We start from the raw sequence: 26,447 nt of genomic DNA, 5'->3' as shown, positions 1-26,447 counted from the left end.
GCACGGCGCCTCCCGGGACCCGGTCAGCCGTTGTGCGGGCAGTTGCCCCGGTAGTCGGAGATCGACAAGCTCGTGCTCGGGATCGGGCACAGGAACTGTTCGTACCGGGTGTCGTTGTCGATGAACCGCTTGAGCCAGGACAGTGTGTACTTCGCGATCGTCGTGTTGGACGAGTTCGGGGCGAAGTGGCTGGCGCCGCGCAGTTCGAGGTACGCCTTGTCCAAAGAGGACGGCAGGCTGGTGTAGAACGGGATCGAGTGCGAAGCCACCGGCGCGACGGTGTCCGACTGCGCGCCGACGACCAGGGTCGGCACCCGCACCGTCGACCAGCTCTTCGTCAGGTTCCAGCCGGTCAACGGGACCGCGGCCTGCAGGGACGGCCGCGAGCGCGCCGCCTCCAGTGTGCCGCCGCCGCCCATCGAGTGCCCGACGACACCGAGCCGGCTGCTGTCGATCCGCGACCGCACCGAGCTCTGCTGCGTCAGGTAGTCCAGCGAGGCCAGCAGCTGCCGGCCCCGGCTGTCGGGCTGGTCGCTCGTGGTGATCGTGTCGATGGTGAAGACCACGAAGCCCTGCGACGCGAGCCTCGGGCCCAGCCAGGCCATGCTCGACTGCGTGGCGGTGAAGCCGGGCGCGATCGAGACCGCGCCGAACGTGCCGGCGGTCGTCGACGTCGGGTAGTAGATGGTGCCACCACCGAAACCGGAGACGGACAGCCGCGAGACGGTGGTGGTGCTGGTCGCGAAGGAGCCCCGGCTGGCTTCGATGCTGGAGTTGCTCGGGGCGGGGCCCCGCTCGTAGGGGTTGTCGGCGGCCGGCGCCGGCGACGCGACTCCGGCCGTCACCGCCAGTGCGGTCAGGACAACACCGGCGGCCTTGGCGCGCCACCCCCGGCGGCGGGAAATTTTCTCACCCGGGCCAGACGACGTCGGCGGGCTGGTGAGTACGGACATGGATCGCTCTCTTTCCCCGGGCAGGTGGAAGCAGCCCGGATACGGACGGGCGGACCGATAAAAGCCTTGCACGGCAACAAAGTGCATGCCGCGGACGGGACGCGGGGTAACCGCTTTCCCGTCGCCTTATGAAACACTTCGCCGAAATGTTCCACAACGGCCGAACGGGTGAGTGGTTGACCGACTGTGCGCTTGTTCAGTGACCCGCGACGCGCGGTTCAGTGGACGGCGACCGGCTCCAAAGCGCCCTGGACCAGGGTGTCGAGCAACGTGGTCGCGACCGCCAGGTCCACCGTGCGCGCGGCCAGGACGTCGGCGTAGAGGAACGACTCGCCGAGCCGGACCACGGCGAACGCCAGGTCCGGCAGGCCGACCAGCGGGGTCAGCCCGGCCGCTTCGGCGTCGGCGCGGAACAGGTCGACGTGCGCGTCGACCAGGGTGGGCTGGACCGCGCCGCGCGGGTCGGTCAGCACCCGCAGCGCCACCGTCGACTCCGCCTCGATCAGCTTGCGCATGCCCTCGCTGCCGGCGACCTCGCGGCGGTACTCCTCCATGACCCACAAGGACCGCAGCCGGCCCTCCGGGGTTCGCGGCGCCTCGCCGTACTCCGCGCGCCAGTGGTCCAGCGCGCGCTGCCAGGTCCGCACGGACAGCAGGCTCAGCCCGGCGCCCATCAGGTCGTCACGGTTGCCGACGCGGCGGAAGAACGTCGTGCGCGAGATCCCCAGTTCGGTCGCCATCCGGCCGAGGTCGAGGCGCGTCCCGGCGAACAGCAGCCGCGCCGCGTGCCGGACGATGTCGTCGGTCGAGACGGTCACCGGCCCACCCTAGTCCGGGCCGGTTACCTTGAAGTGCGTGCCACCACCGGGGTTAACGTGGTGTGGTGCGCGTAGACATCTGGTCCGATCTCGTCTGTCCCTGGTGCTATCTCGGCAAGCGTCGCTTCGAGCGGGCGGTCGCCGAGCTCGGTGTCGACGTCGAGGTGGTGCACCACTCGTTCCAGCTCGACCCGGCGTTCCCGCGCGGGGAGTCCCGGCCGACCCGCGAGATCCTCTCCGAGAAGTACGGCCGGACGCTCGAAGAAGCCGACGAGATGGAGGCGCAGATGGAACAGCGCGCCGCCGCCGACGGCCTCGAGTACCACCTCGGCGGTGTCCACATGGGCAACACCGTGGACGGCCACCGCCTGGTCCACCTCGCCGCCGACCGCGGGCTGGCCGACGCCGTCGTCGACCGGTTCTACCGCGCGCACTTCACCGAGCGGCGGTCGCTGTTCGACCGTGACTCGCTCGTGGAGCTGGCCGCCGAAGCCGGGCTCGACGCCGCGGAGGCGCGCGAAGTCCTCGAGTCGGACGCCTACGAAGCCGAGGTGACGGCGGACGGCGAACAGGCGCGGGCGCTCGGCGCCACCGGTGTGCCGTTCTTCGTGATCGACAGCAGGTTCGGTGTCGCCGGCGCCCAGACGCCCGAGGTGTTCACCCAGGTGCTCCGCCGCGCGCTGGAGCCCGCGGCGGGCTGAGGCTCAGCGCCGGCGGCGGCTCCGGGAGAACCGCGACCGGTCGGTGGCGACGCCGGCCAGGTGCAGGGCGACGCACAGCAGCCCGGCCGTGGTCAGCGTCCCGGTCGTGATGACCGGGCCGAGCCCGAACCCGGCCAGCTCCATGATCAGGGCCAGCCCGAAGAGCACGGCGGCGAGGATGGCGAGCATGACGCCTCGTTTCTGCAGCGGTGGGCCGAATGGTCCACACCACTGCGACATTCGCGATACCGGGGGATCCGGCTCGGTGGCCAGTAATTCCCCCGGTCCCGCGCAGTCAAACGAGAATCTCGGCGCGCGGGGGCGCCCCGTCGTGCAAGGCGGCGAACGCAGCTGGGAAGAACGCGTGTTTGAGCTTGCGGCGCCCGGCCTTGGTAATGCCTGCCGGGCCGCCGCAACGGGAGAGGATCTCCAGGACAGCCGGGTGGCTGACCCTTCGGTCCGACCGCCCGCTCCAGCGCGGCGTGGGGTGCCGGTGAGCAAGCCTCGGATGCGGGTGGCAGCGAGCGGGCGGCGGCGATGCGGCGCATCGCCGGCCCGGCAGGCACCGACAGTTCCGGCGCGGAGCCGCGATGCCCGGTCTCCGTTTCAGCGCGGCGGTGGCGGCGCCGTGCTGGACCGGAGCACCAGTTCGGTCGGGACGGTCACCGGTTCACCGACCTCCGCGCCGGTTTCGATCTCCGCCAGCAGTGCCTCCACCGCGTGCCGGCCGACCGCTTCGAACGACTGGCGGATCGTCGTGAGCGGGGGCCAGAAGTGCGCCGACTCCTCCATGTCGTCGAACCCGACCACGCTGACGTCGCCCGGCACCGACCGGCCCGCCTCGTGCAGTGCGCGCAGCAGGCCCAGTGCCATCTGGTCGTTCGCGACGAACACCGCGGTCACCGCCGGGTCGGCGGCCAGCGTCAGCCCCGCCTCATAGCCCGACGCGGGAGACCAGTCGCCGGTCAGCACCGGTGGGACGAACGCGCCCGCGAGCTCCAAAGTGGCCCGCCACGACTTCCGGCGCCGCTCGGCGGAGTAGGACTGCGGCGGGCCCGCGATGTGCCAGACCGTGGTGTGCCCCAGCTCCAGCAGGTGCCGGGTCGCCGTGGCGGCGCCGTCGGCCTGGTCGGTGTCGACGACGGGGTAGTCGTAGCGCGCGCTGGAGTCGATGACGACGACCGGAAGCCCGTGCGGCAGCTCGATTTCGCTCTGGTCGAGCTGGTGCTGCTCGATGAGGATGATGACGCCGTCGACGGCCTGCTCGTTCAGCGTGCTGAACGCCCCGGTGACCTCGCCCTGCGTCGGCCGCGTCACCGGCATCAGGATGATCGAGAAGCCCTCGGGCACCACCGCCGCCGCGATGGCGTCGAGCGTGCGGCTGTTGCCGAACGTCGGCAGCGCCGAGATGATCACGCCGATGCTGCGGAACTTGCCGTTGCGCAGCGCGCGGGCCGCGCTGTTGGGCCGGTAGCCGATCCGGCGCATCGCGGCGAGGACCCGTTCGCGGGTGGCGTCGTCGACGTTCGTCTTCCCGTTCGCCACGCGGGACACCGTCTGGCCCGACACACCGGCCTCGCGGGCCACGTCCGCCATCGACGGTCCACGACGCGGGGAAACTGCCGGCACGGGTGACTCCTCGGGCTTCCTGGACATGTTTACGTCAACACGTTACCCTTCGGCCGTCCATGTTGACGTAAACATCTGCAACACCGGAGAAGACGATGACGTCCACAGCGGCTCCGCCCGTCACGGTGCCCGCCCGCCCGGCGCCGCCGGCCCGCCGGCCGCGGCGGAAGTGGCGAGGCTGGCTCTTCGTCGCTCCCTTCATGCTGGTGTTCGCGCTGACGTTCATCGCGCCGGTCGTCTACGCGTTCGTGCTCAGCCTCTTCCGCGACCAGGCCTTCTTCGGCGGCACGGTGTTCGTCGGCGCCGCCAACTACACGCAGGTGCTCGGCGACCCGAAGTTCTGGGAGTCCTTCCAGCGGGTGCTGGTGTTCCTCGCCGTGCAGGTGCCGATCATGCTGCTGCTCGCGCTGGTCGCGGCGCTGGCGATCGACAGCGCCCGGCTGCACGCCGCCGGGTTCTTCCGGATCGTGATCTTCCTGCCGTACGCGGTGCCCGCCGTGGTCGCGACGCTGATGTGGGGCTTCATCTACGGCGACCACTTCGGACTCGCCGCCGACCTCAACCACCTGCTCGGCACCGACGCGGTGAAACCGCTGTCGCAGAACTGGCTGCTCACCTCGATCGGCAACGTCGTCACCTGGGAGTTCGTCGGCTACAACATGCTGATCTTCTACTCCGCGCTCAAGGTGATCCCCACGGAGCTGTTCGAGGCGGCCGCGATCGACGGCGCCGGCACGTTCCGGGTGATCCGGTCGGTCAAGCTCCCCGCGATCCGCGGCGCCATCGTGATCGCCACGATCTTCTCGATCATCGGCAGCTTCCAGCTGTTCAACGAGCCGAACATCATGCGCAACCTGGTGCCGAACATCATCGGCACCTTCTACACACCCAACATGTACGCCTACAACCTCTCCTTCGCCGGCCAGCAGTACAACTACTCCGCCACGGTCGCGATCGTGATGGGCGTGATCACCGCGATCATCGCCTACGTCGTGCAGCTGCGCGGTTCCCGGAAGGGGATGTGACGTGGCCGCTGTTCCGATGAAAACGCTCTCGGTGACGCGCCCCCGCAAGTCGCGCACGCTCACGGCCGTCATGGCGCTGTACCTGGTCTACACCCTCATTCCGCTGGTGTGGCTGGTGATCAACGCTTCCAAGAGCCAGCCCGCGTTGTTCTCGACGTCGGGTCTGTCCTTCGGCGGCCCGTTCGCCCTCTTCGACAACATCGGGCAGACGTTCTCCTACAACGACGGCATCTTCTTCCGCTGGCTGGGGAACACCCTGCTCTACGTCGTGGTCGGCGCCGGCGGCGCGACGATCCTCGCCACCGCGGCGGGCTACGGCCTGGCCAAGTACCGCTTCCCCGGCCGCCGGGCGGTGTTCGCGATCGTCCTCGGCGCCGTGGCCGTCCCCACGACGGCGCTCGCCGTGCCGACGTTCCTGATGTTCAGCAAGCTCGGGCTGACGAACACCCCGCTGGCCGTCATCATCCCGTCGCTGATCAGCCCGTTCGGCCTCTACCTGATCTGGGTCTACGCCGCCGACGCCATCCCGGACGAGCTGATGGAGGCGGCGCGGATCGACGGCGCGGGAGAGTTCCGGATCTTCCTCACGGTGACCCTGCGCCAGCTGGTGCCCGGGATCGTCACGGTCGCGCTGTTCACGATGGTGCAGACCTGGAACAACTACTTCCTGCCGCTGATCATGCTCAGCGAGCCGAAGTGGTACCCGCTGACCGTCGGGCTCAACCAGTGGAGCGCGCAGGCGAACGGCGCCGGCGCGCAGCCGATCTTCAACCTGGTGCTCACCGGGTCGCTGCTCACCATCATCCCCCTCGTCATCGCTTTCCTGTTCATGCAACGGTTCTGGCAATCGGGACTGAGCGCGGGGAGCGTCAAGCAATGAGCCGTCACACCGTCGTGAAGGGACACTCGATGTCACGCATCCGCAGTCGCGCCAAGGCGTTCGCCGCCGTGGCGCTCGCCGCCGCTCTCGCGGTCGGCTGTTCGTCCGGAGGGTCCACGGCCGGGCCCGCGGCCGCCACCGGCACCCAGGACTCCGTCGACGCCGCGCTCAAGGCGGGCGGGTCGATCACGTACTGGAGCTGGACGCCCTCGGCCAAGGACCAGGTCGCCGCGTTCGAGAAGGAATTTCCGAACGTCAAGGTGAACTACGTCAACGCCGGGACGAACAAGGAGGAGTACACCAAGCTGCAGAACGCGATCAAGGCCGGCTCCGGCGCGCCGGACGTCGCGCAGATCGAGTACTACGCCCTCCCGCAGTTCGCGCTGACCGATTCACTGGCCGACCTGAATCAGTACGGCTTCGGGTCGTTCGAAAAGGACTACAGCGCCTCGACGTGGGCCCAGGTCAAGAACGGCAACGGGGTCTACGGCCTGCCGCAGGACTCCGGCCCGATGGCGCTGTTCTACAACAAGGAAGTCTTCGACAAGAACGCCATTGCCGTGCCGAAGACGTGGGAGGAGTACATCGCCGCGGCCAAGAAGCTGCACGCGGCCGATCCCACCAAGTACATCACCTCGGACACCGGTGACCCCGGGTTCGCGCTGAGCATGATCTGGCAGGCCGGTGGGCACCCGGTCAGCGTCGACGGCCGGAACGTGAAGGTGAACTTCGCCGACGCGGGCACCAAGAAGTGGACCGCCATGTGGGACCAGCTGATCCAGGGGAAGCTGCTCGCCCCGGTCAAGGAGTGGTCCGACGACTGGTTCCGCGCCCTCGGTGACGGCACCATCTCCTCCCTGGTCACCGGCGCCTGGATGCCGGGCAACTTCATCTCGTCGGTGCCCGGGGGCAGCGGCAAGTGGGCGGTCGCGCCGATGCCGACCTACGACGGGCAGAAGGCGGTCACCGCGGAAAACGGCGGCAGCACGCAGTCGGTGCTCAAGCAGAGCAAGAACCCGGCGCTGGCCGCGGCGTTCGTGCGCTGGCTCAACCACGACGGCGGTGTCCAGCCGTTCATCAAGAGCGGCGGCTTCCCGTCCACCACGGCCGACCTGACCTCGCCCGCGTTCGTCGACCAGGCCGTGCCGTACTTCGGCGGCCAGAAGGTCAACCAGGTGCTGACCCAGGCGTCGAAGGACGTCGCGCCGGGCTGGACCTACCTGCCGTACCAGACCTACGCCAACAGCGTCTTCAGCGACACCGCGGGCAAGGCCTACCTGAACGCCACCGGGCTCGACGCCGGGCTGGCGGCCTGGCAGCAGGCCATCGTCGACTACGGCAACCAGCAGGGCTTCACGGTCAGCGCCGGATGACGGTCCACATCGAAGGCGACGCGGGTGAGGTCATCGGCCCGGTCCCGCGTCGCCTCTTCGGCTCGTTCGCCGAGCACATGGGCCGGTCCGTCTACACGGGACTGTACGAGCCCGGGCACGCCACATCGGACGAACGCGGGTTCCGCGGGGACGTGCTGGAGCTGGTGCGGGAACTGGGCCCGACCGTGGTCCGGTACCCCGGCGGCAACTTCGTCTCCGCCTACCGCTGGGAGGACGGTGTCGGGCCGGATCGGCCGGCCCGGCTCGACCCGGCCTGGCACAGCGTCGAATCCAACCGCTTCGGGCTGCACGAGTTCGCCGAATGGGCCGACGCGGCGGGCGTCGAGGTGATGTACGCGGTCAACCTCGGCACCCGCGGCATCCAGGAGGCCGCCGACGTCCTCGAGTACTGCAACCACACGAGCGGCACGGAGCTGAGCGAGCGGCGGCGCGCGAACGGCGCTGACCGCCCGTTCGGCTTCAAGTTGTGGTGCCTCGGCAACGAGATGGACGGCCCGTGGCAGATCGGCCACAAGACCGCCGACGAGTACGGCCGCCTGGCCGCGGAGACCGCGCGGGTCATGCGGATGATCGACCCGGGTGTCGAGCTGGTCGTCGCGGGCAGCTCCCACGCCGACATGCCGACATTCGGCTCGTGGGAACGCACGGTGCTGCGGCACACCGCGGAGCTCGTCGACCACATCTCGCTGCACGCCTACTACCAGGAGCTGCACGGTGACACCGACAGCTACCTGGCCAGCTCGGCCGCCCTCGACCGGTACATCGAGACCACCGCGGGGATCATCGACGAGACCCTCGCCGAACTGGGGCTCGACAAGCGGATCGGGATCAGCGTCGACGAGTGGAACGTCTGGGACCTGCGCCGCTGGAACGAGGTCGACCAGGCGCGGCTCGCCGAGGGCGGCTGGCGGGAACACCCGCGGATCATCGAGGACACCTACACGGTCACCGACGCGGTGGTCGTCGGCTCGCTGCTGAGCTCGCTGCTGCGCAACGTCGACCGCGTCACCATGGCGAACCAGGCCCAGCTGGTGAACGTCATCGCGCCGATCCGCACCGAGCCGGGCGGTCCGGCCTGGCGGCAGGCGACGTTCCACCCGTTCCGGCAGGTCGCCGCGCTGGCGAGCGGGGTCAGCCTGCGCCTGACCGTCGAAGGTGAGCGCCTGCGCACCGCGCAACACGGCGAAGTCGACCTCGTCGACGTCGCCGCGACAGCCGAGGAAAGCGGGCGTGGCGCGGTGTTCCTCACCAACCGCGCCACGGCGTCGCCGACCGAGGTCCGGCTTCGCCTGCGCGGCGCGCGGTTCGGCGTCTACTCCGCCGAGACCCTCACCGCGCCCGACGGCGAGTCGAGGCACGCCGTCAACACCGCCGACGCCCAACCGGTCCGGCCGGTGCCGCTACCCGGCGCCGCCGCGACGTCCGACGCTGGAGGGACCACGATCACCGTGACGCTGCCGCCCCTGTCCTGGACCGTGCTCCAGCTGTCCCCCGAGGCGGGCCCGCATGCCTGAGTTCGCCATCGGGGAGACCGACTTCCTGCTCGACGGCCGCCCGTTCCGCATCCTGTCCGGCGCCCTGCACTACTTCCGGGTGCACCCGGACCTGTGGGCCGACCGGATCGACAAGGCGCGGCGGATGGGGCTCAACACCATCGAGACGTACGTGCCGTGGAACGCGCACGCCCCCTCACCGGGGGAGTTCGACCTCTCCGGCGGGCTCGACCTCGACCGGTTCCTGCGGCTCATCGCCGACGCGGGGATGTACGCGATCGTCCGGCCCGGCCCGTACATCTGCGCGGAATGGGACAACGGCGGGCTGCCGGCGTGGTTGTTCCGCGACCCTTCGGTCGGGGTTCGCCGGTTCGAGCCACGCTACCTCGACGCCGTGCGCTCCTATCTCACGAGTGTCTACGAAGTCGTCGTGCCGCACCAGGTCGACCGGGGCGGTCCGGTGCTGCTCGTCCAGGTCGAGAACGAGTACGGCGCGTTCGGCGACGACAAGCGGTACCTGAAGGCGCTGGCCGAGCACACACGTTCGTGCGGGGTCACCGTGCCACTGACCACAGTGGACCAGCCGGACATGCTCGAAGCGGGCAGCCTCGACGGGCTGCACCGCACCGCGTCCTTCGGCTCGAACGCCGAGGCCCGGCTCGCCATCCTGCGCGCGCATCAGCCGACCGGGCCGCTGATGTGCAGCGAATTCTGGAACGGCTGGTTCGACCACTGGGGCGCCCACCACCACACGACGCCGGCGGCGGACGCGGCGGCCGAGCTCGACGCGCTGCTCGCCGCGGGCGCGTCGGTCAACCTGTACATGTTCCACGGCGGCACCAACTTCGGGCTGACCAACGGCGCGAACGACAAGGGTGTCTACCAGCCGCTGGTCACGTCCTACGACTACGACGCGCCGCTGGACGAAGCCGGCGACCCGACCCCGAAGTACCACGCGTTCCGCGACGTCATCGCCCGCTACCACAAGGTGCCCGACACCGTCCCGCCCCCGGCGCGGCCCGCGCCGACACCGAGTGCGGTGCTGCGCGACCCGGTCCGGCTGCTGGACGCCCCGGAGCGCTGGGGCGCCTGGGAGTTCCACGAGGAGCTGCCTGCGTTCGACGATCTGACGCCGATGCCGCGGCTGGCGTTGCTGCGCACTTCGGTGACAGGGGACCGGCCCGGGGTGCTGACCTTCGGCGAGGTCCGCGACCGGGCGACGGTGTTCTTCGACGGCGCTCACGTCGGAACTCTGCTGCGCGAGCACCACGACCGCGCGCTCGCCTTGCCGCGAGCACAGGGCGAGCTGCTCGTGCTGGTCGAGGACCAGGGCCGCGTCGACTACGGCCCGCGGATCGGCGAGGCGAAGGGCATCATCGGCGGCGCTTCGCTGCACGGCGAGCCGCTGGCCGGCTGGGACGTGCTGCCCCTCGACCTGACCGCCCTGCCGGGGCCGCTGGTCTCGTCCACTGTGGAGGGACCGCTGGCCGGGCCGGTGCTGCTGCGCGCCGACGTCGTCCTCGACGCACCCGCGGACCTCTTCCTCGACACCGGGGAGTGGGGCAAGGGAATCGCCTGGCTCAACGGGTTCCCGCTCGGCCGGTACTGGCGGCGCGGGCCGCAGCGGACGTTGTACGTGCCACGCCCGGTGGTCCGGGCCGGGGCCAACGAACTCGTGGTGCTGGAACTGGACACGATGCTCGACCCGGCGGCCCGGTTCGTGCCGCGGCCGCTGCTGGGTCACACGGAGGCTTGAGAAGTCCCCCACCGGAACGAAGGGCAGTTCGACGATGAACCTGCGGCGTTTCCTGACCATCCTTTGGGTACCACTCACCGTCACGGCGGTGGTTGCAGCACCGGCTGAAGCGGCCACCGCCGTCACGGTGAAACCCGATCCGGCCTACCGGCAGCAGCCGTTCGAAGGCTGGGGCGCCAGCCTCGCGTGGATGGCCGAGGCGACCGGCGGTTACCCGGACGCGGTCCGGAACCGGCTGGCCGACCTGGTCTTCGGCGCCGACGGGCTGAACCTGAACATCGCCCGGTTCAACATCGGCGGTGGCAACGCCCCCGACGTCCCGCCGTACCTGCGTGCGGGTGGCGCGGTGCCGGGCTGGTGGAAGGCGCCGGCCGGTACCACCCGTGCCGACAAGGACTGGTGGACCCCCGGCGACCCGGCCGAGTTCAACGCCGCCGCCGATCCGAACCAGCGCTGGTGGGTCGACCGGATCAAGAACCGCGTCACGAAGTGGGAGGCGTTCAGCAACTCACCGCCGTACTTCCAGACCGTGTCGGGTTATGTCTCGGGTGGGTTCACCGCGACCGACGAGCAGCTGCGTCCCGACAAGATCGGTGACTTCACCGCGTACCTGGCGCAGGTGGTGCGCACCCTGGAACGCGCGCACGGCATCAAGTTCGCGTCGGTGAACCCGCTGAACGAGCCGAACACGAACTACTGGAAGACGACCCTCGGCGCCGATGGCAACCCCACGGGCGGACGGCAGGAGGGGGCGCACATCGGGCCGTCGGTGCAGTCCCAGCTGATCCCGGCGATGGCCGCGGCGCTGCCGGGGACCCAGGTCTCCGCGCCCGACGAGACCAACCCGGACATCTTCGCCGCCGACTGGAACGGCTGGTCGGCGTCGGCCCGCGCGGCGGCCGGGCGGCTGAACGTGCACACCTACGGCACCGGCAACCGGCCGATCCCGCGCGACATCGCCAAGGGCGCGGCCAAGCCGTTGTGGATGAGCGAGGTCGGCGGCAGCTGGCTGGACCGGCAGGACTTCACCAGCATGGACCCGGGCCTCGGCATGGCCACCCAGATCGGCGACGACCTGCGGCTGCTCGAGCCGGGCGCGTGGGTGAGCTGGCAGCCGATCGAGGACTACAACAACATGAAGCCGGGCGGGGAGACCGCCGCCGGGATGAACTGGGGCGAGATCCAGGTCCCGTTCGACTGCACCACTTCGGACTGTCCGATCAGGACGAACACGAAGTTCGACACGATGCGGAACTTCACCCACTACATCCGCCCGGGTGACCGGCTGGTCGCGGTGAACGACACCGCGTCGACGGCCGCGATGCGCGGGGAAGCTCTGTCTTCCGTGGTCCACACCAACTCGGGGACCACCGAGCAGGACGTCACGCTGGACCTGTCCGGCTTCGGGTCGATCCGGCCGGGTGCCACGGTGACGCCGGTCGTCACCGACGTCACCGGTGCGCTTCGCCGGGGCAAGCCGGTGCGGGTGACGTCGGCGCACGCCACGCTGCGGGTTCCGGCGCGGTCGGTGACGACGTTCGTGGTCGACGGCGTCTGTTCGACGGCCGCCGGGACGGGCCTCGGCTCGGGCAAGCCGTTCACCTTCACCGGCGTGCAGAGCGGCAAGTCGCTGTCGGCGGAGAACGGCACGCTGCTCCAGCGCACGACGGACGCTTCGGCGGCCGCACAGCGCTGGACGCTCACCGACCGCACGGGCCGCTACGGCAACCGCGACCGGTTCACGCTGACCAACGTGGGAACGGGCCAGGTCCTCAGCACGTCCGGCGGCGCGGTGACCCTGGCCCCGCCGGGCACGACCGGCAACGCGGCGCTGTGGACGCTGTCGACCACCGGCGACGGCACCTGGACCTTCGTCAACGCGGCGGACGGGCAGCTGCTCGACGTCACCGGTGAGGCACGGGAGGACGGGGCACGGGTGGGGCTGTACCGGCCGACGAACGGGGCGAACCAGCGCTGGCAGGCGGTCGCGCGCTAGCCGAGCCGGCGAGCAGGACACCCGCGCCGCCGAGGGCCAGGCCCAGGATCGTCACGGCGTCGAGGGTCTGGCCGTTGATCAGCCAGGCCAGCAGCGCCGTGACGGCCGGGGTCAGGAAGAACAGCGTGCCGACCCGGCTCGCGGCCTCGCGGCGCAGCATCAGGTTGAGCAGCAGGAACGTGCCGACCGAGTTGACCAGCACGATCCACGTCAGCGACAGGCCGAACGCCGTCCAGTCGCCGACGTGCGGCGTCTCCAGCAGCAGCGACGCGAGGCCGACGAACGGCGCGCTCACCAGGAAGTGCACCGCCGTGCTGCTGCGGACGTCGGTGCCGGTGGCGAAGCGCTTCTGGTACACCGTCCCGAAACTCAAGCCCAGGAGGCCGACGAAGCACAGGACGATGCCGGACGCGGAGACGTGCAGCTGGTCGGCCACGGCCAGCGCGACCCCGGCGCCGCCGATCGCAAAACCGAGCCACTGCGCGCGGGTGATCCGCTCGCCGAGCACCCCGCCCGCGAGCAGGGCGATGACCACCGGGTTGAGCCCCTGCACGAGGGCGACCACCCCGCCGGGCAGGCCGCGCGCGATCGCCAGGTAGAACGCGCCGAACTGCACGGCCTGCATGAGCAGCCCGGTGACCGCGACGTGCAGCAGCTGCCGTCCGCGCGGCCACGGCGCGCGGGCGACCAGGGCGATCCCGGCGAGCAGCACCCCGGCGATGGCGAAGCGCGAGAACGTCAGCAGCAGCGGCGGGACCGCGGCAGTGCCGAACACGGCGGCGATGAAGGCGCTGCTCCACAGCACCACGAACAGCGGGCGCACGGCGAGCTCTGCCCTCATCGGATCCTCCGGTAACCGGTCGAAGTGGTTACCGGGACGCTAGCAGCCGTGGCGGTAACCTGTCCATGCGGTTACGCTCACGGTTGTGGACTTCAAGTACGGCACCGGCAACCTCGCCCTGGACCTGGTCGGCACGGTCGGGCACCGCCGCAGCGACGTCCAGGAGCTGCTCCCCACCCCGGCCGACCTGGCCCGCTGGGTCGCGGGCACGGGCCTGGTCGACCGCCTGGTGACGGTGTCCGAAGAGGGCTTGGCCGACGCCGTGCGGCTGCGCGAGGCCGTATACCACCTGGCCTTGGCGGCCATCAACGGCACTGGTCACCGGCCGGCCGATCGGCGGGTGCTGAACGAGGCGGCGGCGGGCCCGGTGGTGGAGATCGGTCTCGCGGAGGACGGGTCGGTACGCCGGAGCGGCGGCCTCGGCGAGGTGCTGACGGAGGTCGCCCGCGCGGCGGTGGAGCTGCTGGGCGGCCCGGCGACGGTCAAGGAGTGCTCGGACCCGCAGTGCACGCGGCTGTACGTCGACAACTCCCGCAAGCAGGCGCGGCGCTGGTGTGACATGCGCTCCTGCGGGAACCGGGCGAAGGTGGCCGAGTTCCGGGCGCGGCAGAAGGTCTAGCAGCGCGCACCGGTGCGCAGACCCGCCGGGCGTGCCGACAAACCGGACCGCGGCGGCCGGTAGAGTCTTCCCGGACCCGTTGAAACGCCAGCGGTGGTCTCGGTTGACGCTGCTGGCGAGCTCTTTCCCGTGCTCGCCGCTTGACGCATGGGAGGGGTGGGGCTGTGCCGACCACCGGCGACGGCATGGCGGAGCGGGTCGACGAGCTGAACGCCGTCCTGGCCGATCTCGTCGGGGTCCTCGAATCGGTGTCCGACACCCCGGGGCTGCTCGACGCCGTCTGCGGCGAAGCGGTCCGGGTGGTGCCCGACGCGGACCTGGCCAGCATCCTCGTCGTCCGCGACGGCCGGACGCAGACCGCGGCCTTCACCGACGAACGCGCCCGGCGCATCGACGACGTGCAGTACGCGGCCGGCGACGGCCCCGGCCTGCTCGCCGCGCTGACCGGCGAGGTCGTGCGGGTCGCGGTCGGCGAGACGGGTGACCAGTGGCCCGAGTTCGTCGCCGCGGCGAAGGACCTCGGCGTCGGCAGTTACCTCGCGGTGCCGCTGCGCGTGGACGACACGCTCGTCGGCGCGGTCACGCTGTTCGGTTTCGGGGCCCACGGTTACCACGAGTTCGACACGAAGGTGCTGCGGCTGTTCACGCTCTGCGTGGAGACCGTCCTGCGCCTGACCCGCCGCTACCGCGAGGCCCGCCGCCTCGCCGAAGAACTGCACAACGCGATGGAGACACGCGCGGTGATCGAGCAGGCCAAGGGCATGCTGATGCTGATCCACCGGGTGAGCGAGGATTCGGCGATGCAGCGCCTGATCGTCGAGTCGCAGCACACGAACACCAAGCTCCGCGACGTCGCCGCGCGCTTCACGAAGCGGATGAGCCGCCAGTAGGGAGCTGTCCCGCCGGGGCGAACAGCGTCCCCAGGCCGGCCCGCTCCGGCGCCATGCCGGTCCGGTCCAGCACGTCCCAGAGCGTGACGGCGGTGGCGGTCAGCACGGGCTTCCGGAGCCGCTCTTCCAGCTCGGCGAGCAACGGCGTCGTGTGCAACGCGGTCTCCGGCACGAGCACTGCCTGCGCCTCGCCGTGGTCGGCCGCGGCCACCAGGTCGGTGATCTGCCGCGTGTCCCACGCGGCGAGCGCCCGGTCGGAGGCCGCATCGGCCGAGACGGCGTGCACCGTGGTCACCCCCGCTTCGGCGAGGAAGCGGGAGAAGGCGGCGGTCAGGTCCGGGTGGTAGACCGACGCCAGCGCGACGCGGGTGATCTCCAGCCGGTCCAGGGCCGTCAGGTAGGCGAGGGAGGTGCTGCTCGCCGGGACGCCGAGGTGTGAGGCCAGGGTGCCGGCCTGCTCGAGGGCGCCGTCGAGACCGCGGGTGAAACTGCAGCTGGAGCACGCCCAGCTGACGACGTCCGGGGCCGTGGCGAACTCGTCCGCCGCCTTCGTCAGGCCTTCGGGCGCCCCGAGCTCGCGTACCGCGGCTTCCTGCTCCTCGGCGTCGAGGTCGTCGACGCGGGTGATGCCCGCACCCCACTCGACGTAGGCGAAGTCGAGCGCGAGGCCCGGGTCGAGCCGGCGGCACAGCTCGGCGAAGTCGTCTTCGCCGCAGTCGCGCGTCGGGTAGAGGAGGCCGATGCGGGTCATGGCCCCATCATGGCGGGCGCCGCGAACACCGGGACCAGCGCCGGGTCGTTGAACGCCGTGATGCGCGCGATGCGGGCGCCGGACAGCGTCAGCACCTGGACGCCGTGGGCTTCGAACCGGCCGTCACCGGTGGCCGCGTATTCGAGTAGAGCGGGCTGGCCGTTCGCCCGGGTCGGCACCAGCCGCCAGTTCCCCGGGCGCAGCACCCGGCGGGTCAGGAAGCCGGCCACCGCGTCCCGCCCGGTGAACCACGTCGGGATCGGCGGCATCTCCAGCTCGACGTCGGCACGCAGCAGCGCCACCAGCGCACCCGCGTCGGCCCGGACGAACGCGTCGACGTAGCGGTCGAGCAAGGGGCCGTGCTCGGCCGGCTCCGTCAGGTCCGCCTCGACCGGACCCGTGTCGGCCAGCCGGTCGCGGGCCCGGCGCAGCGCGCTGTCGACCGCCGCGGGTGTTGTGCCGAGCATCTCGGCGACCTCCGCCGTCCGGAACGCCAGGACGTCCCGCAAGGTCAGCACCGCCCGCTGCCGGGCCGGCAGCAGCTGCAGCGCGGCGACGAACGCCAGCCGCACCCCGGCGCGCCCGGCCACGACCGCCGCCGGGTCGAGCAGCGCGTCGGGGGCCGGCTGGAGCCACGGCACCGTGGGGTCGGCGGCCGCGACCGCCACCCGGTGGTCCTCGGCCGGTGCGCCCAGCCCCGACGGCAGCGGCCGCCGGGCCCGGGTTTCCAGCGCGGTCAGGCAGGCCGTGGTGGCGATCTTGTACAGCCAGCGCCGCACCGAAGAGCGTCCCTCGAAGCGGTCGAACGCCCGCCACGCCCGCAGGTACGTCTCCTGCACCAGGTCCTCGGCGTCGTGGATCGAGCCGAGCAGCCGGTAGCAGTGCGCGAGCAGCTCGGGCCGGAACGGTTCGGCCTGCGTGGCGAAGTCGGGCATGGCAGTCAGAGCGTACGCAGCCCGGTGCCGCTGACCTGATATTCCGCGGCGCTGCCGCCGGCCACCTCGAGGACGGCCTTGGCCACCTGCTCCGGTGTCAGGACCGACTCCATGTTCTGGACGAAGGTGTTGTGATCGACCCCGTTGCGCGCGGCGTAACCGTCAACGCCGGTCGTGCCGAGGCGGGTGGCCGGGGTCAGCTGCGGCAGGAGCGTCGCGAAGCGCAGGCCGAGTCCGGCGCGTTCCGACTCGTCGGCGGCGTACGCGCGCAGGTACCGGATCGCCGCCTTCGCGCTGGCGTACCCACCGCTGAGCGGCGAGCCGCCGATGGCCGCGCCACTGGACATCGAGACGACCACACCGCCCTTTTCGAGGGGCTGCCGCAGCGCGGCGCGCGTCCAGCCGAAGACGTGCCGGGTGTCGACGTGCCAGTTGCGGCTGAAGGTTTCCCAGGTCTGCTCGTGCACCGGCGCCATGTGCGGCACGGCGCCGGCGTTGAGGACGAGCAGGCCGGGCCGGTGTTCGCGGAGCACGTCCTCGGCGAGGGCGTCCTCGGTGACGTCGGCGGCGACCGGCAGGAACCGCGCGCCGAGCTCGTCACGCACGGCTTCGAGGTCCCGCTCGCTGCGCGCGATGCCGACAACGGTGTATCCGGCGGTTACCAGCGCGGCGGCGATCGCCCGGCCGAAGCCGCGGCCGGCCCCGGTGACAACGGCGGTGGTGGTGGGTTCGGGCATCGGGCTCTCCGGAGTGGTCGATTCGGTGCGGACCGGATCAAGACCAGTCTCGGAGGAGGAATCCGTCGCTGAGTGACTCAGGTCACACGTTCTTGAGTGGCCCGGGGAGGCCGGCACCGTTCCTCACTCGCGAGCGGACTTGCCCGACGGCCGCCGGTGCAACAGGTCGAACCGCGACCACATGGCCTCCGCCGCCTCGATCGATTCGCTCGTGCGCGCCGGGTCGACCGCGGCCAGCTGAGCGACGATCGCCTGCGCCAGTGCCATGCCTGCGGTTAGGGACGGGAAGAACGTCACGCCCTCCGCCGGCACCATCAGCACGTGCTCCGCCGCGCTCGCCAGCGCCGGGCTGGCCGCGTCCGTGATGGCGAAGACCCGCGCGCCGCGGCTCTTCGCCTCGTTCGCCGCCTGGACCGTGCTCTCGTACAGGCGCCAGAAACTGATCGCCACCAGCGCGTCGTCGGCCGTGAGCTTCGCCGTCTGGTTGGCGAGTTCGGCGTCGCCCGCCGTCACCGCGTGGACGTCGTAGCCCGCGAGCCGCGCGTTGTGCGCCAGCGCGATGCCGACCGCCGCGTAACTGCCGTCGGCGATCACCAGCGTGCGGCGGGCCGCGGCGATCGCGCGGGCGACCTCGCGAAGCACCCCTTCGTCGAACCGCCGGTTCAGCAGGGCGAGACTGTCGAGGTCACGGCGCAGTGACGCCGAACCCGGCGAGTCGACCCCACGGTGTTCTTCAGCGACCTGCGGCGCGCTCAGTGACGACATGTAGCGCGCCCGCAACTCCTGCTGCAACGCCGGCCAGCCGGCAAAACCGAGCGCCTGCGCCGTGCGGGTCACCGTCGCGACGTTGACACCGGCGAGCTGCGCCAGCTCGGCCGTCGAGCCGAAGGACGCCCGCCTGGGCTGGGAGACCAGCACTTCCAGCACCGCGGCCGACTTCGGCCGCAGCCCGCGCTCCGGCAGCCGGTCCCGCAGCCAGCCTTCGAAACCGTCGTCGGTCTCCGCCACCTCGGCCCCTCCCTCGATCGCGTAGACCGTAACGCAGTGGTGTCGTCCTGCAATGAACGTTGCAAAACTGGGAAAGTGCAGTATACGTTGTCCGCACTCTTCGACCCCCTCGATGCCCGGACACGGAAGGCGTTCCCCATGACGCTGCTGGCTCGACTGGATCGGCTCCCGCTGAGCCGGCCCCACTACAAACTGCTGCTCATCGGCGGGCTCGGTTACACCTTCGACGGCATGGACTCCGCGGTCGTCGCGTTCCTGCTGCCCAGCGCGAAGGCGGCGTGGGGGCTCGACAACGGCCAGCTCGGGCTGATCGGCTCCGCAACCCCGTTCGGCTTCCTCTTCGGCGCCGTCGCCGCCGGCCTGCTCGGCGACCGCATCGGCCGCAAGAAGGTCATGATGTACGCGCTGGCCTTCTACGCGCTGTTCTCCGTCATCGCGTCCTTCTCGCCCAACTACGAGATCTTCCTCGGCGCCCGGGTGCTGGCCGGGGCGGGCGCCGGCGCCGAAAGCGCGATCATCGCGCCGTTCCTGTCCGAGTTCGTCCCGGCCAAGCGGCGCGGCTGGTTCGTCGGCGCGCTCGCCGGGTTCTTCTCCTTCGGCTTCGTCGCGGCGGCGCTGATCGGGCGGTTCATCGTGCCGTCGTTCGACGAAGGCTGGCGGATCGCGCAGCTCGTCACCGCGCTCCCGATCGTCATGCTGCTGTGGTGGCGGCGATCCCTGCCCGAGTCACCGCGGTTCCTGCTCGCCCAGGGCCGGGCCGCCGAGGCCGAAGCCGTCGTGGTCAAGCTGGAGCGCGACGTCGAGAAGGCCACCGCAACCGCGCTCCCGCCGGTGCCCCCGGCCGACGCCCGGCCCGCGACGGAGACGCCGAAGGTCAACCTGCTGAGCGCGCTGAAGTTCCTGTGGAGTCCCGCGATGCGGCGCCGGACGGCGGTGATCTGGACCGTCTGGTTCGTGATCACGTTCTCCTACTACGGCTTCTTCTCGTGGATCCCGACGCTGCTGGTCGAACGCGGCATCACGGTGACGAAGAGCTTCGAGTTCTCGATCATCATCTACCTGGCCCAGGTGCCCGGGTACTTCTCCGCCGCGTGGCTGTCCGAGCGGCTGGACCGCAAGCACACGATCGCGCTGTACCTGGCCGGTTCGGCGGTGAGCGCGTTCTGGCTGAGCCAGACGAGCGCACCGTGGTCGATCACGCTCGCCGGCGCGGTGCTTTCGTTCTTCCTCAACGGCACCTACGCCGGGGTGTACTCCTACACACCCGAAGTGTTCCCGACCTGGATCCGCGCCAGCGGCACCGGCCTGTCCAGCGCGTTCGGCCGGGTCGGCAGCATCCTCGCGCCGACGATCATCGGCCTGTCCGCGGCGAGCCTCGGGTTTGCCGGCGTGTTCGGCCTGACGACGGCGGTCCTGGCGGCCGGGGTGCTCTGCGTGCTCGTGTTCGGCCTGTCGACCGCCGGCCGTTCGCTGGAAGAACTGACCGAACACGGTGCGCCGAAGGCCGCCGCGAAGGAGATGACGAAGTGAGTCTGTCCACTGTGGAAGAACGGATGCGCGACACCATCGGCGTGCGGCTGTTCACGGTGCTCGCCTGGGTGCCGGAGCGGCAGGCGCTGCGGCGGGTGCACAGCAGTCACCCCGAGCAGTACCCGGTGGGCGGGGAGAAGACCGTCGAGGTCGCCGCGGGCTGGCTCGCGAAGTGCATCACACGGCAGGAGCCCTACCTCGGGCCGGACCGCGCGGCCGTGCGGGAGATCTTCGCCGACCACGAGCTGATCGAGGGCCTCGGCTGCGGCGCGGTGATCAACGTGCCGGTGGTCGTCGACGGCCGGACGCTCGGGGTGCTCAACATCCTCGACGCGGAAGGCAACTACGACGAGGATTCGGTCGTGGTGGCCGAATCCCTCGCGCCGCTGGCGGTGTCCGCACTGCTCGACCTCGAGAAGGAGAACCGGTGACCGGATCCCTGCTGCTGCGCAACGCCCGCCTGCTCGACCCGCTGTCCGGGGAGTACACCGAAGGCGACCTGCGGACTGCTGACGGCCGCATCGTGGAGGTGGGGCCGAACCTCGTGGCGGCTGAAGTGCGTTCGGTGGACGTCCGGGGCGCGGTGGTCATGCCCGGGCTGGTCGACGCGCACGTGCACGTCACGGCGTCGACGGCGGACCTGGGGTCGCTGCCGTCGTCGTCACCGTCCTATGTGGCCGCCCACAGCGCCCGCACGATGAGCCGGATGCTCGACCGCGGGTTCACCACGGTCCGCGACGCCTCGGGCGCCGACTTCGGCCTCGCCGACGCGCAGGCGGAGGGGCTGTTCCGCGGCCCGCGCCTGTTGTTCTGCGGGCGCGCGCTGAGCCAGACCGGCGGCCACGGCGACAGCCGCACCCGCGGCGCCAACGCCCGTGACGACCACCCGTGCTGCGCGGGCCTGGGGCGCGTGGCCGACGGTGTCGACGCGGTCCGCGCCGCCGCCCGCGACGAGCTGCGCAAGGGCGCCCACCACATCAAGGTGATGGCCTCCGGCGGCGTCGCATCCCCGACCGACCGCATCGACTCGACCCAGTACTCGGCCGACGAACTATGCGCAATCGTCGAGGAGGCATCGGCGGCCAACCGCTACGTGGCGGCGCACGCTTACACGGCCCGCGCGGTGAACCGGGCCCTGGAGCTGGGCGTCCGTTCGATCGAGCACGGCAACCTCCTCGACGACCGGAGCGTTTCGCTGTTCCTCTCGCAAGAGGCGTTCCTGGTGCCGACGCTGGTGACGTACTGGGCGTTGAAGGAGGAAGGCCGCGAACACGGCCTGCCGGAGTCGAGCTGGCGCAAGGTCGACGACGTGCTAGGCGCGGGCCTGACGGCATTGGAGCGAGCAGCCCGCGGCGGCGTGAAGCTGGTTTACGGGACGGACCTGCTGGGCGGGATGCACCGCCATCAGAACCACGAGTTCCGTCTGCGCGCCGAAGTCCAGTCTCCGCTGGAGGTGATTCGCTCGGCTACGTCGACGGCCGCGGAGTTGCTGAACTTGCCTGGTGAGATCGGCACTTTGAGCGTGGGCGCGTATGCGGACCTTCTGGTGGTGGACGGGGATCCGTTGGCGGACATCGGGGTTTTGGCCGAGCCGAAGCACTTCCGGCACATCATCCAGGGTGGCGATTTGATCTGACAGCTGGACGAGGGTGGTGTGCCCCGGGATGTGCGTCCCGGAGCATCACCGTCGTGGCTGCGTCAGCAGCGCCACCAGTTGCTCTCCGCGAGGAGTTCGTCGGCGAGATCGGAGAGGGACAGGGGGTAGTGCAACTTTCAACTCCTGAATCGTGGCGGATTCGATCCGTGCTCGCTTGGAGGCAGAACATGGATCAAGATACTGCGGGGAGATTAAGGGGCTTCAAAGGCGGGCACAAGGCCCTGGCGGAGACAGCTCCGGTTCTACGCTGAGTAAGAGCATGCTGATATGTGTTCACCTGGCGGGGCAGATCTTGCCCACGTCCGGGTTGGTGTCGCAAGCATGCGACACCAATGTCACCCGTTAGTGTTGGCGCGTCCGATGTTGCCGAGGCGGGCTCGGCATTGCAACCGTGTCGTCGCCTCGGCGCGCGTCCGGAATGAGCCCGTCGACGTGGACAGAGATCTCGTCGAGACGTGCCAGCAGCCGGTCAGCTTTGGCGTCCCGGCCGCGACCGCGGTAGAACGCGACGGCCTCGGTCCACGCCTCGATCGCGCCGCCGGGGTTGTGCAGTCTGCGCAGGATGTCGCCGAGTGCTTCGAGCGCGCGCGCCTGTCCGGTGGCGTTGTGGGCCTGCCGCGAGATTTCCACCGCGTCCCAAGCCAGCCTGAGTGCTTCGCGGGCGTTGCCATCGGCGTACGCGAGCCGGGCACGGACGGTGCAGAGCTTCATGGTCGCCGTGAGGTCGTCGCGGCCCTCGAGATTGGCCAGCGCCTGCCGGCAGTGCATGTGGGCGAGTTCCAGCCGTTGCTCGTGCGTGTGCAGCGCGGCCAGGGCCGTCTGGGTCGCGATCTGCCCCATCGTGTCGCCGAGGACCGTGCGGAGGTGGAGGGCGCGGTGATAGTGCGGCAGGGCCTGGGCGTGCTGGTCGAGGTCGGCGAAAGTGTCCGCCAGGTAGTGCTCGGCGAGGCCTTCCCTGATCGGGTCGGGAGCCTGCCGGGCCTGGTCGATGCACCGCAGGTAGAGGCCGATCGCCGCGGTGTGGTCGCCGCTGTGCCGGTGGAGGCGGGCGAGGTTGATCTTCACGGTGAGGATCCCGACGGTCTCCTCGTGCTCGGTGGCCAGCTCCAGCGCTCGGTGGAGGTAGTGGCGCGCCTTCGTGTCGTCGCCGAGGATCAGGTGGAGTTCGCCGAGGTCGTTGAGGGAGGACGCCTCGGCGATGATGTCCTTCGCTTCCCGGGCCGCCCGGACGGCGACCACGAGCCCGTGTGTCATGGCCGAGTGGCAGCCGTGGCGTTCCCAGCTGTCGTTGAGCAGGTGCGGCAGTCCGATGGCGTAGGAAAACAGCTGCCGGTGTTCGGCTTCGCCGATCAGGGCCGAGAGGTTGTCCCGCTCCACGAGAGCCCAGTTCGCGGCGGACGTGGCCGAGTCGAACGTGAGGGGGACGATGCCGGGCTCGGCCGGGATCATCGGAGGCCGGTTGCGGTACGGGTGCGCGATCAGGTGGGCGCGGAGGGCGGTCTGCAGGTAGTGCGACAGCAGCCGGCGCAGGGGCAGCGGGTCGTCGTCCGCGGTCAACGTGCGTGAGTAGCGGTGAAAGATGTCGGGAATGCGGTAGCGGTCGGGCTCGCCGGGCTGGTCGATGAGGTGCCAGGCGACGAGGTTCTCGAGGGCGCGACGGGTGGCTTCCCGGGGGTGACCGCTCGCCGAAAGCAGCGTCTCGGCCTGGATCTCCGCGCCGGGGTGGTGGCCGAAGAGCCGGAAGACGTCCTGCGCCGTGGAGTCGAGCGCCTGGTAGGAGCCGGAGAACGTGGTGCGCAGGCCGTTGTCGTCCCCGTCGTCGCCGATGCTCAGCAGCGTCTCGGGATCCCGTAGCTCCCCGAGCATGGTGTCGAGGCTGATCCCGGGACGGCTGGCGGCTCGCTGGGCCAGCAAGGTGAGGGCGAGCGGAAGGCCGTCGCCGAGCACGGCGAGAGCGCGCGCTGCTTCGGGTTCTTCTTCGGCCCGTCCTCGCATCCGCTTGCTCAGGAGCGCGAGCGAGCTCTGCTCGTCGAGGTGCCCGAGTTTGATCGCGGGTATGTCGTGGCGGCGGGACAGCGCGTGAAGGGAACTTCGCGAGGTGAGCAGCACCGTGCACGATTCGACGATGTCGATGACCTCGTCGATCTGCTCGGAGCTGCCGACGTTGTCGAAGATGACGAGCAGCGGCCGGCCGCGCTCGAGCAGGGAACGCAGCCGCGCGGCCCGGGCCGGGGCGCTGACCAGGTGGTCGATCGGGTAGTCGAGTGCAGTGAGGACGAGGTCGACCACTTCGCCGGTCGTCCGCGCCGGGGCCGGCCCGAATCCCTGCATGTCGACGCAGACGATGCCGCCGGGGAACCGGTCCGCGGCACGGTGCGCCCAGTGGACGGCGAGGCTCGTCTTCCCGATGCCGGGCGGACCGCACACGATGGCCGCGGGGGCGTGCCCGGCGCCGGGGGCGAGCAGGTCTTCGTCGAGCCTGCGCAGCGCGTCGGCACGGCCGAGGAACCCGCGAAGGTTGCGAGGCAGGCCGACGCGGATCGGGCCGACCGGCGAGGCCGGTTTAGGTCGCGGTGCCACTTCCGGCTTCGCACCGGACTCCGGATGCCGCGCCCGCACCCGGGCGTGGTGCGCCTGCAGATCGGCAGCCGCCTCGGCGTCGCCGTCCTGCTCGTAGGACTTGAGCGCCGTCAGGAAGCAAGCGTGGGCTTCGTGTGACTGCCTCAGCGCATAGAGGGCGGTGATGCGGAGTTTCACGAACGTGGGTTCGGTGGCGTACTGGTGGGGAACGGCGGTCAGGTGCCTGAGCGCCTCTTCGGGGCGGCCGGCGGCCAGCAATTCGGTCGCGAAGAAACTGTGCGCAGGTGCCCAGTCCGCGGCCGAACTGGCACGTCGCCAATTCCGGGCCGGTTCACTGGTCATTCCGGCGAGTGGTTCGTCCCGCCAGAGCGCCAGAGCGGCACGCGCGACCTCGCATGCGCTTTCATGGTCTCCGGAAGCGCTCAATTGCCGAGCCTTGCGCATTTCGTCGTCGAAGACGTGGATATCCACGAGATCGGGACGGATGTCGAGCTGGTAGCCGCCGTTGACGGTGCGGATGACCGGGGTGTGGTCGGCGGCCTCCAGCGCTTGGCGCAGCCGGGTCATCGCTTTGTAGAGCGCGTCTTTCGGGTTACCAGGGGGAGCTGACTCGGTCCACGCCCAGGCGATCAGGCTGTCCTGGGAGAAACGCTTTCCGGGGCGGGTCAGCAAGGCCGCCAGAAGGTGACGGGCTTGCCGGGACCCCCACTCCTCGGTCATCTTCCCGTGCATCCGCACTGTTGTCTGCCCGAGAATTCCGTACGCGATCTCCATTTCGCGGTTCCTTCCCCTCTCCCATATCGCCAGCTTCGCATCGTTTTGGTGAAACGACGACGACGGCGCGGTAACGATCGTTTGTGTCCACGAACAGGCCACGAGATGTCCGAGGTTTGTCCGGCCGCCGGGAAGGCGTTCGGCAGTCGCGCCCCGCATGCTCCGTCCGCTGATGTCAGGAACCACGTCGAGGGGGACGGAAAATGACGACGGATTTGTGGGTACGAGGTCCGGTCGGGCTCGACGCCGGCACCCGGGTCACCCGGCCGCGGTGTCGCGCCGTGCTGGTGGTGGTCCCCACCGTGACCGCGGGGACCCGGTTGCTCGACGTGATTTCCCTCCTGGAAACCGATCTGCGGGTCCAGCTGGTGTTCACGGTGCCGCACACGACGGAACAGTGGCACGGTGTCGAGGAGTTCGTGCGTGGCCTGCACGGTCTGGTCATGCCGTGGCACCAGGCGGTCTCGCACCGGTTCGACCTCGTGCTCGCGGCGAGCCACCGCCACCTCGCCGAGGTGCACGGCCCCATCCTCCTCGTCGGGCACGGCGCCGGGCGGGTCAAGCCGCGCCGGCACAGCCGGAAAGCCGGTGGGGCGAGCGAGCGCACGACCGGCGTCGACCGGGAACTGCTGACCTTCCGCGGGCGCGTGCTGCCCGCGGTGCTCGGGCTCGCCACGGAGGGCGAGGTGGACCTGCTGCGGGAGCGGTGTCCCGAGGCGGTCCCGAACGCTGTGGTGGCCGGCGACATCTGTCTCGACCGGATGCGGGCGAGCCGGCACCTGCGCGAGGTGTACCGGCGGGCGCTGGGGGTGACACCGGAGCGGCGGCTGGTCGTGGTCAGCACGACGTGGTTCACCGATTCCGCGTTCGGCCGGCTGCCCGAGCTCCACCGGGCGGTCGTCAACGCGTTGCCCGCCCAGCGCTTTGCCGTCGCGGCCGTGCTGCACCCGAACGTCTGGGCGGTGCACGGACGCCGGCAGATCACCGCCTGGCTGGCCGGCGCGGTGGCCGACGGCCTGCTGCTCATCCCGCCCGGGTCCGGGTGGCAGGCGACGATGCTCGCCGCGGACTGGGTGATCGGCGACCACGGTTCGACCACCGGCTACGCGGCCGCGACGGGATGTCCGGTGACGCTCGCGTCCCTGTGCGGGCAGCCGCAGGAGGGGAGTGTCGCCGGCGTCGTCCGCGCCCACACGCTGCCGCTGGACTGGGCGCGTCCGCTGCCCGGACAGGCCGAAGCGGCCTGGAGCCGGGTGGGTGGGCTCGCGGTCGCGGTGACGGAGGCGATCACGTCCCGTCCGGACCGCTCGGCGGAGCTCCTGCGGGCCCAGATGTACCGGTTGCTGGAGCTCTCGGCCCCGGCTGCGCCGGCAGTCCTGCCACTGCTGCCCGTTCCGCGGCCGTTGCCGGGGTGGGCGGCGTGACCGGGCCGCTCGCCACCGAACTGGCCCCGGGAGTGTGGCGGATACGGATCCGGTGC

23 protein-coding genes and 1 pseudogene are annotated in these 26,447 nt (G+C 70.6%); 13 read left to right on the top strand and 11 right to left on the bottom strand.

Annotation, left to right across the window (positions count from 1 at the left end):
* Positions 1-23: 23 nt before the first annotated feature.
* A complete protein-coding gene (locus ACIA5G_RS20365) occupies positions 24-953 on the bottom strand; it encodes an alpha/beta hydrolase family protein (protein ID WP_395925314.1) in 930 nt (309 codons plus the stop codon).
* Between the two features lie 218 nt (positions 954-1,171).
* Positions 1,172-1,771 carry a QsdR family transcriptional regulator gene (locus tag ACIA5G_RS20360; RefSeq protein ID WP_395925312.1) on the bottom strand — a complete coding sequence of 200 codons (600 nt, stop codon included), beginning with the start codon at positions 1,769-1,771 and terminating at the stop codon, positions 1,172-1,174.
* A 65-nt stretch (positions 1,772-1,836) separates the two neighbouring features.
* Between ACIA5G_RS20360 and ACIA5G_RS20355 the strand changes: the two genes are divergently transcribed.
* Positions 1,837-2,472: a DsbA family oxidoreductase gene (locus ACIA5G_RS20355; RefSeq protein ID WP_395925310.1), complete on the top strand. Its 636-nt coding sequence runs from the start codon at positions 1,837-1,839 to the stop codon at positions 2,470-2,472.
* A 3-nt stretch (positions 2,473-2,475) separates the two neighbouring features.
* On the opposite strand, the gene ACIA5G_RS20350 is transcribed toward ACIA5G_RS20355, so the two are convergent.
* The 3 genes and pseudogenes from ACIA5G_RS20350 to ACIA5G_RS20340 all read right to left on the bottom strand — a co-directional run bounded on the left by ACIA5G_RS20350 (position 2,476) and on the right by ACIA5G_RS20340 (position 4,068).
* Positions 2,476-2,661 carry a hypothetical protein gene (locus tag ACIA5G_RS20350; RefSeq protein ID WP_360683721.1) on the bottom strand — a complete coding sequence of 62 codons (186 nt, stop codon included), beginning with the start codon at positions 2,659-2,661 and terminating at the stop codon, positions 2,476-2,478.
* A 172-nt stretch (positions 2,662-2,833) separates the two neighbouring features.
* Positions 2,834-2,991 (bottom strand): annotated as a pseudogene (locus ACIA5G_RS20345) (IS110 family transposase); the annotation flags it as partial.
* An 87-nt stretch (positions 2,992-3,078) separates the two neighbouring features.
* Positions 3,079-4,068, bottom strand: coding sequence for a LacI family DNA-binding transcriptional regulator (locus ACIA5G_RS20340; protein ID WP_395926470.1), 990 nt, complete (start codon positions 4,066-4,068; stop codon positions 3,079-3,081).
* A gap of 128 nt (positions 4,069-4,196) precedes the next feature.
* On the opposite strand from ACIA5G_RS20340, the gene ACIA5G_RS20335 reads away from it, so the two are divergent.
* The 6 genes from ACIA5G_RS20335 (at position 4,197) to ACIA5G_RS20310 (ending at position 12,645) form a co-directional block, all read left to right on the top strand.
* A complete protein-coding gene (locus ACIA5G_RS20335; RefSeq protein WP_395925308.1) occupies positions 4,197-5,126 on the top strand; it encodes a carbohydrate ABC transporter permease in 930 nt (309 codons plus the stop codon).
* 16 nt (positions 5,127-5,142) lie between these two features.
* Positions 5,143-6,006: a carbohydrate ABC transporter permease gene (locus tag ACIA5G_RS20330; protein WP_395926468.1), complete on the top strand. Its 864-nt coding sequence runs from the start codon at positions 5,143-5,145 to the stop codon at positions 6,004-6,006.
* Between the two features lie 29 nt (positions 6,007-6,035).
* Positions 6,036-7,379 (top strand): ABC transporter substrate-binding protein, encoded by a 1,344-nt coding sequence (locus tag ACIA5G_RS20325; RefSeq protein ID WP_395925306.1) that lies wholly within the window; start codon positions 6,036-6,038, stop codon positions 7,377-7,379.
* Positions 7,376-8,914 (top strand): alpha-N-arabinofuranosidase, encoded by a 1,539-nt coding sequence (locus tag ACIA5G_RS20320; RefSeq protein WP_395925304.1) that lies wholly within the window; start codon positions 7,376-7,378, stop codon positions 8,912-8,914. Before ACIA5G_RS20325 ends, ACIA5G_RS20320 begins: the two co-directional genes overlap by 4 nt.
* Entirely contained in the window at positions 8,907-10,649 is a 1,743-nt protein-coding gene (locus tag ACIA5G_RS20315; protein WP_395925302.1) for a beta-galactosidase family protein, read from the top strand. The genes ACIA5G_RS20320 and ACIA5G_RS20315 overlap by 8 nt, the downstream gene beginning before the upstream one ends.
* Before the next feature lie 88 nt (positions 10,650-10,737).
* Positions 10,738-12,645, top strand: coding sequence for an RICIN domain-containing protein (locus ACIA5G_RS20310; protein ID WP_395925300.1), 1,908 nt, complete (start codon positions 10,738-10,740; stop codon positions 12,643-12,645).
* On the opposite strand, the gene ACIA5G_RS20305 is transcribed toward ACIA5G_RS20310, so the two are convergent.
* Positions 12,554-13,486 carry a DMT family transporter gene (locus tag ACIA5G_RS20305; RefSeq protein WP_395925298.1) on the bottom strand — a complete coding sequence of 311 codons (933 nt, stop codon included), beginning with the start codon at positions 13,484-13,486 and terminating at the stop codon, positions 12,554-12,556. The genes ACIA5G_RS20310 and ACIA5G_RS20305 overlap by 92 nt on opposite strands.
* 85 nt (positions 13,487-13,571) lie before the next feature.
* Between ACIA5G_RS20305 and ACIA5G_RS20300 the strand changes: the two genes are divergently transcribed.
* Both ACIA5G_RS20300 and ACIA5G_RS20295 read left to right on the top strand, forming a co-directional pair.
* On the top strand, positions 13,572-14,105 hold the full coding sequence (locus tag ACIA5G_RS20300) for a CGNR zinc finger domain-containing protein (protein ID WP_395925296.1): 534 nt from the start codon (positions 13,572-13,574) through the stop codon (positions 14,103-14,105).
* A gap of 185 nt (positions 14,106-14,290) precedes the next feature.
* The gene (locus ACIA5G_RS20295; protein WP_395926465.1) at positions 14,291-14,995 is read left to right on the top strand and encodes an ANTAR domain-containing response regulator; all 705 of its coding nucleotides are present in this window, start codon (positions 14,291-14,293) and stop codon (positions 14,993-14,995) included.
* Here ACIA5G_RS20295 and ACIA5G_RS20290 read toward each other — a convergent pair.
* From ACIA5G_RS20290 to ACIA5G_RS20275, 4 genes are all read right to left on the bottom strand, one after another.
* Positions 14,970-15,746, bottom strand: a complete 777-nt coding sequence (locus ACIA5G_RS20290; protein ID WP_395925294.1) for a decarboxylase — start codon at positions 15,744-15,746, stop codon at positions 14,970-14,972. The genes ACIA5G_RS20295 and ACIA5G_RS20290 overlap by 26 nt on opposite strands.
* Positions 15,743-16,681, bottom strand: a complete 939-nt coding sequence (locus ACIA5G_RS20285) for an RNA polymerase subunit sigma-70 (protein ID WP_395925292.1) — start codon at positions 16,679-16,681, stop codon at positions 15,743-15,745. Before ACIA5G_RS20285 ends, ACIA5G_RS20290 begins: the two co-directional genes overlap by 4 nt.
* 5 nt (positions 16,682-16,686) lie before the next feature.
* A complete protein-coding gene (locus tag ACIA5G_RS20280) occupies positions 16,687-17,418 on the bottom strand; it encodes an SDR family oxidoreductase (protein WP_395925290.1) in 732 nt (243 codons plus the stop codon).
* 123 nt (positions 17,419-17,541) lie between these two features.
* Complete coding sequence (locus ACIA5G_RS20275; RefSeq protein WP_395925287.1) at positions 17,542-18,426, bottom strand: MurR/RpiR family transcriptional regulator; 885 nt, start codon at positions 18,424-18,426, stop codon at positions 17,542-17,544.
* Positions 18,427-18,564: 138 nt separating this feature from the next.
* Between ACIA5G_RS20275 and ACIA5G_RS20270 the strand changes: the two genes are divergently transcribed.
* From ACIA5G_RS20270 to ACIA5G_RS20260, 3 genes are read left to right on the top strand one after another with little or no spacing between them, the layout of a single operon-like run.
* Positions 18,565-19,956, top strand: a complete 1,392-nt coding sequence (locus ACIA5G_RS20270; protein WP_395925285.1) for an MFS transporter — start codon at positions 18,565-18,567, stop codon at positions 19,954-19,956.
* A gap of 23 nt (positions 19,957-19,979) precedes the next feature.
* The gene (locus ACIA5G_RS20265) at positions 19,980-20,387 is read left to right on the top strand and encodes a GAF domain-containing protein (RefSeq protein WP_395926463.1); all 408 of its coding nucleotides are present in this window, start codon (positions 19,980-19,982) and stop codon (positions 20,385-20,387) included.
* The gene (locus tag ACIA5G_RS20260) at positions 20,384-21,592 is read left to right on the top strand and encodes an amidohydrolase family protein (protein ID WP_395925283.1); all 1,209 of its coding nucleotides are present in this window, start codon (positions 20,384-20,386) and stop codon (positions 21,590-21,592) included. Before ACIA5G_RS20265 ends, ACIA5G_RS20260 begins: the two co-directional genes overlap by 4 nt.
* 363 nt (positions 21,593-21,955) lie before the next feature.
* Here the strand turns inward: ACIA5G_RS20260 and ACIA5G_RS20255 are convergent, their stop codons facing one another.
* Positions 21,956-24,967, bottom strand: a complete 3,012-nt coding sequence (locus tag ACIA5G_RS20255) for an AfsR/SARP family transcriptional regulator (RefSeq protein WP_395925281.1) — start codon at positions 24,965-24,967, stop codon at positions 21,956-21,958.
* Between the two features lie 203 nt (positions 24,968-25,170).
* On the opposite strand from ACIA5G_RS20255, the gene ACIA5G_RS20250 reads away from it, so the two are divergent.
* Positions 25,171-26,391, top strand: coding sequence for a hypothetical protein (locus ACIA5G_RS20250; protein ID WP_395925278.1), 1,221 nt, complete (start codon positions 25,171-25,173; stop codon positions 26,389-26,391).
* Positions 26,392-26,447: the final 56 nt, after the last annotated feature.

The organism is Amycolatopsis sp. NPDC051758, assembly GCF_044453095.1.
Lineage (GTDB): Bacteria > Actinomycetota > Actinomycetes > Mycobacteriales > Pseudonocardiaceae > Amycolatopsis.
Note: the sequence above shows the minus strand (reverse complement) of the source record. Positions and strands in the feature narration are given on the sequence as shown.

What these genes read in the sequence shown, in the direction of transcription:
- ACIA5G_RS20265 (WP_395926463.1), top strand. Translation starts at nt 19,980, where the DNA reads ATGCGCGACACCATCGGCGTGCGGCTGTTCACGGTGCTCGCCTGGGTG.
- ACIA5G_RS20305 (WP_395925298.1), bottom strand. Translation starts at nt 13,486, where the DNA reads ATGAGGGCAGAGCTCGCCGTGCGCCCGCTGTTCGTGGTGCTGTGGAGC.
- ACIA5G_RS20280 (WP_395925290.1), bottom strand. Translation starts at nt 17,418, where the DNA reads ATGCCCGAACCCACCACCACCGCCGTTGTCACCGGGGCCGGCCGCGGC.
- ACIA5G_RS20335 (WP_395925308.1), top strand. Translation starts at nt 4,197, where the DNA reads ATGACGTCCACAGCGGCTCCGCCCGTCACGGTGCCCGCCCGCCCGGCG.
- ACIA5G_RS20315 (WP_395925302.1), top strand. Translation starts at nt 8,907, where the DNA reads ATGCCTGAGTTCGCCATCGGGGAGACCGACTTCCTGCTCGACGGCCGC.
- ACIA5G_RS20295 (WP_395926465.1), top strand. Translation starts at nt 14,291, where the DNA reads ATGGCGGAGCGGGTCGACGAGCTGAACGCCGTCCTGGCCGATCTCGTC.
- ACIA5G_RS20350 (WP_360683721.1), bottom strand. Translation starts at nt 2,661, where the DNA reads ATGCTCGCCATCCTCGCCGCCGTGCTCTTCGGGCTGGCCCTGATCATG.
- ACIA5G_RS20290 (WP_395925294.1), bottom strand. Translation starts at nt 15,746, where the DNA reads ATGACCCGCATCGGCCTCCTCTACCCGACGCGCGACTGCGGCGAAGAC.
- ACIA5G_RS20285 (WP_395925292.1), bottom strand. Translation starts at nt 16,681, where the DNA reads ATGCCCGACTTCGCCACGCAGGCCGAACCGTTCCGGCCCGAGCTGCTC.
- ACIA5G_RS20340 (WP_395926470.1), bottom strand. Translation starts at nt 4,068, where the DNA reads ATGGCGGACGTGGCCCGCGAGGCCGGTGTGTCGGGCCAGACGGTGTCC.
- ACIA5G_RS20325 (WP_395925306.1), top strand. Translation starts at nt 6,036, where the DNA reads ATGTCACGCATCCGCAGTCGCGCCAAGGCGTTCGCCGCCGTGGCGCTC.
- ACIA5G_RS20250 (WP_395925278.1), top strand. Translation starts at nt 25,171, where the DNA reads ATGACGACGGATTTGTGGGTACGAGGTCCGGTCGGGCTCGACGCCGGC.
- ACIA5G_RS20330 (WP_395926468.1), top strand. Translation starts at nt 5,143, where the DNA reads ATGAAAACGCTCTCGGTGACGCGCCCCCGCAAGTCGCGCACGCTCACG.
- ACIA5G_RS20365 (WP_395925314.1), bottom strand. Translation starts at nt 953, where the DNA reads ATGTCCGTACTCACCAGCCCGCCGACGTCGTCTGGCCCGGGTGAGAAA.
- ACIA5G_RS20320 (WP_395925304.1), top strand. Translation starts at nt 7,376, where the DNA reads ATGACGGTCCACATCGAAGGCGACGCGGGTGAGGTCATCGGCCCGGTC.
- ACIA5G_RS20255 (WP_395925281.1), bottom strand. Translation starts at nt 24,967, where the DNA reads ATGGAGATCGCGTACGGAATTCTCGGGCAGACAACAGTGCGGATGCAC.
- ACIA5G_RS20270 (WP_395925285.1), top strand. Translation starts at nt 18,565, where the DNA reads ATGACGCTGCTGGCTCGACTGGATCGGCTCCCGCTGAGCCGGCCCCAC.